Source organism: Microbacterium sp. P2_F9 (genome assembly GCF_056403635.1).
The window spans coordinates 1-3860 of record NZ_JBFUFC010000270.1 but is presented as its reverse complement, the minus strand read 5'-3'; the positions used below and the strand labels follow the sequence as shown (position 1 = coordinate 3860).

At 67.9% G+C, this 3860-nt stretch carries 5 protein-coding genes; 2 read left to right on the top strand and 3 right to left on the bottom strand.

What is annotated here, in order from left to right; all coding sequences use genetic code 11:
• Both AC1DVT_RS18555 and AC1DVT_RS18550 read left to right on the top strand, forming a co-directional pair.
• A partial coding sequence (locus tag AC1DVT_RS18555; RefSeq protein ID WP_477390682.1) for a carbohydrate ABC transporter permease occupies positions 1–1060 on the top strand: 1060 nt, incomplete at its 5' end.
• Complete coding sequence (locus AC1DVT_RS18550; RefSeq protein ID WP_477390681.1) at positions 1057–1965, top strand: carbohydrate ABC transporter permease; 909 nt, start codon at positions 1057–1059, stop codon at positions 1963–1965. The genes AC1DVT_RS18555 and AC1DVT_RS18550, both read left to right, overlap by 4 nt.
• A 33-nt stretch (positions 1966–1998) precedes the next feature.
• On the opposite strand, the gene AC1DVT_RS18545 is transcribed toward AC1DVT_RS18550, so the two are convergent.
• The 3 genes from AC1DVT_RS18545 to AC1DVT_RS18535 all read right to left on the bottom strand — a co-directional run.
• Positions 1999–2493 carry a YbaK/EbsC family protein gene (locus AC1DVT_RS18545; RefSeq protein WP_477390679.1) on the bottom strand — a complete coding sequence of 165 codons (495 nt, stop codon included), beginning with the start codon at positions 2491–2493 and terminating at the stop codon, positions 1999–2001.
• Positions 2494–2503: 10 nt separating this feature from the next.
• Complete coding sequence (locus AC1DVT_RS18540; RefSeq protein WP_477390677.1) at positions 2504–3304, bottom strand: methyltransferase domain-containing protein; 801 nt, start codon at positions 3302–3304, stop codon at positions 2504–2506.
• Positions 3305–3325: 21 nt separating this feature from the next.
• A partial coding sequence (locus AC1DVT_RS18535) for a hypothetical protein (protein WP_477390675.1) occupies positions 3326–3860 on the bottom strand: 535 nt, incomplete at its 5' end.

Here is a 3860-nt window from a genome sequence, read left to right as displayed (position 1 = left end):
GTTCACGGCTCCGATCATCATCATCCTGGGGGTCTTCCTCTTCATTCCCGTACTGATGGCGCTGTGGGTGAGCTTTTCCGACTGGAACGGCCGTGGCAGCCCGCTGTCTTCCAGCGTCGACTTCGTGGGATTGGCGAACTATGCCGATGTGACGACCGGCGGTGGTCTCACCGAACGCAACTTCGGGCTCTCGCTGCGCAACAACGCGTGGTACGTGGCACTGGTGGTGCCGCTGCAGACCGCGCTGTCGCTCTTCCTCGCGGTGCTGGTGAGCCGCGCGATCCTCCGCGGACGCGGGTTCTTCCGCACCGCCTTCTACTTCCCGTCGGTGACCAGTTCCGTCGCCATCACGATCCTGTGGCTCTTCCTCTTCGCGAAATTCGGAGTCGTCAACCAAGTCCTGTCATGGATCGGCATCAACGGTCCGAACTGGTTCTTCGAACCGCGCGGCATCATCCACCTCGCAATGGGCCGAGGACCCCTCGACGGCCCGAAGTGGCTGCTGACCAACCAATTCCTGGGCGTCACGTGGTGGGAGTGGATTGCGGGACCATCCGTCGCGATGAGCGCCTTCATCCTGATGGGCATCTTCACGACCAGCGGAACATTCATGCTTCTCTTCGTCGCGGCGCTGCAGAGCATCGGCTCCGAGCTCGGCGAAGCGGGCATGATGGACGGCGCGAACGGGTGGCAGCGTTTCTGGTCCATCACGTTCCCCCAGCTCCGGGTCACCATCTTCACCGTGCTGACGCTGGGGCTGATCGGATGCTGGCAGGTCTTCGACCAGATCTACACCGGCACCAGAGGTGGGCCGGCCAAGACGACCCTGACCCCCGCTTACCTCTCCTATCAGGCGGCATTCGAGAATCAGAAGTGGGGGCAGGGATCGGCGATCGCCTTCATCCTGTTCCTCATCATCATCGTGTTCACGGTCTTTCAGCGCTGGGTGCTTCGCGAGCGTCCCGTCTCGAAGCGCCGCATCCGCCAGTACCAGGTGAAGGGTCAGCCGCCGGTCCAGCCGGCTGCCACCCCCGCCGTCGTGAAGGGAACGTCTCCATGACCGTCGCTCCTGTCGCCGTCGCCGACACCGCCGTCGTCCTGCCGCAGCCCGCTCCCCCCAGGCGGCGCAGCCTCACCGTGAAGTCGGTCGGCGGGCAGGTGCTGCTCTATGCGATCCTGCTCGTGCTGGCGATCATCTACATCTATCCGTTCCTCGTGCAGGTGGCGACTTCTTTCAAGACGGATGCCGAGGCCACCGCCGACCCGATCTCGCTGATCCCGACCGTGTGGTCGTTCGCCGCGTACGACCTGCTCTTCTCCCGCAGCGACTTCCCGCTCTGGTTCATGAACTCCGCGATCGTCACGATCTTCGTGACCCTGGGCCGGGTGTTCTTCGTGTCACTCGCCGGCTACGCGCTCGCGCGGCTGCACTTCCGCGGCCGGGCCTGGATCTTCGCGACCGTGGTCGCGGTGATGGCGGTGCCCGGGGTGGTGCTGCTGATCCCCAAGTTCCTGGTGCTGAACCAGATCGGCATCTACGACTCGTACGCCGGCATGATCCTGCCGCTCCTCGTGGACGCCGCAGGCATCTTCATCATGAAGAACTTCTTCGAATCGATCCCGGTGTCGGTCGAGGAGCAGGCCCGGATCGACGGCGCGGGGGCTTTCCGGATCTTCTGGTCTGTCGTGCTCCCCATGGCACGGCCAGCGCTCATCACGATCATCATCCTGTCGTTCCAGGGATCGTGGAACGAGCTGAACCACTTCATCGTGTCGACGCAGTCGCCCGCACTCACCACGCTGACGAAGGGCGTCGCATCGCTGGCGTCCGGCCAGCTGAGCCAGGGCAACCAGTTCCCGCTCAAACTGGCGGCTGCCGCCATCATGACGATCCCCGTCGCCGTGATGTTCTTCATCTTCCAGAAGCGGATCATGAATGTGACGGAGGGTGCGGAAAAGGGATGACCAACCACCCCGGCGCGTCTGGCTTCGCTGCGGTCAGTCCTCGTCGACCTTCGAGACTGCGCCGTCGGTGAGCCGCACGAGCTCGTCGAAGGTGAGCGGGAAGACCGTGTGCGGGGTGCCGCCGGCGGCCCAGATCTCGGGGAAGGCGGCGAGATCTTCGTCCACGATCGTGGTGACCGCTGCGGGGTGGCCCGTCGGCGCCACTCCCCCGATCGCCTGACCGGTCGCCTCGCGCACCTGGTCAGGCGTCGCACGCTGGATCTTCTCGCGTCCGAGTCGCCGCGCGAGCGCGGCGGTGTCGACCCGGTGGGCGCCGCTCGTCATGACCAGCAGCGGTTCGCCGTCGGACCAGAACACGAGGCTGTTCGCGATGGCTCCCACTTCGACCCCAAGCGCCGCCGCGGCGAGGGGAGCCGTGGCCGCGGCATCCGGCAGCACGACGATGTCTCCGGCAATACCGGTGGCGCGAAGTGCGTCGTGCACCAGGCGGCTGCGGGCGGGGAGCTGCTCGGGCGAAGGCTCTGTCACGCGGGTCAGCCTAGCCGCGCGCCAGCACCTCGCCGTGCGGCATCAGCAGCCAGCCGTCCTCGGCCGCGGCCCACTCCCGCCAGCCGTCCGCGATGCGCTCGAGACCCGCAAGATCGGTGACGCCGTGGGTCACCGCATGGCCTGTGAACGCGGACTTCAGGGCACGATCGGCCCACAGCCCGCCCCACCATTCCCGCTCGGCCGGAGATTCGTACAACCACACCGACGCCGATGACACGACCTCGGTGAAACCGGCCGCCCGCGCCCACGACTTCAGCAGCCGGCCCGCGGCGGGCTCCCCCGTCACTGCCCGATGGGTACGCAGGTAGACATCGAGCCACTCGTCGAGCGCGGGCACCCGTGGGTGCCAGATCACGCCTTCGTAGTCGACGTCGCGCACCGCGACGACTCCGCCCGGCGCGAGGACACGACGGAACTCCCGCAGCGCGTCGACCGGGCGGGCGAGATGCTGCAGCACCTGATGCRCGTGCACGACGTCGTAGCCGGCCGCCGGCCGGTCGAGCGCGTACGCGTCGCCGACGACGAACTCGACGTTGCCGATCCCGCGGTCGGCGGCGAGGGCGGCAGCCTGCGCGACCACGTCGGCTGCGGCATCCAGTCCCGTCACGTGCCCGGGTGCGACGCGCTCGGCGAGTTCCACGGTGATCGTGCCAGGGCCGGCGCCGACGTCGAGGACCGTGAGCCCCGGCCGCAGCAGCGGGGCGAGGTAGGCGGCGGAGTTGTCGACCGTCCGCCAGGTGTGCGATCGCAGCACGCTCTCGTGGTGTCCGTGGGTGTAGCGCTCAGCCATGCTCCGAGGCTAGCGGCCCGTTCAGCGGACGAACGGACGGATGCCGCGGCCGGACATGCGCACCGGCACGACCAGCGCGACCGGCGTAGGCGATGGCGGTGCAGCTGGCGCCCGATCGATGGGCGTCGGCCCGCCGGTCGGCGCGCCTGACGTCTCGGCGACCGTGCCGAGGAACGTCGTCCCGATCTCGATCACCACGGCTGCCGAGACCGGCTGAGCGGACAGCGCACCGGACGAGCCGCCGCCGAGCGCCGCGGGACCGGACACCGGGGCATCGGTGATCGTGCCGGTGAGGCTCTTCTGCGTGGGGAGCGTGTAGCCGGTGCCGGTGCCGAGCGTGAGGATCACCGTCTCGGCCGGCTCGGTGGAGGTGTCGCGGAGCGGCGTGAGCGTGAGCGTCACCGTCGTGACGCCGTTGGCGAGGGTCACGGCCGTGCCCTTGTTGTTGAGTGTGCCGCCGACGGCGGTGACCGTGTAGTCCTTGCCGTACACCGCGGTGCCAGACCAGGCGAGCTGGATCGTGATCTGCGAGTCGGTCTTGCCGGTGCGCGTGATG

Coding starts and splice junctions, on each gene's coding strand:
- AC1DVT_RS18550 (WP_477390681.1), top strand. CDS start 1,057: ATGACCGTCGCTCCTGTCGCCGTCGCCGACACCGCCGTCGTCCTGCCG.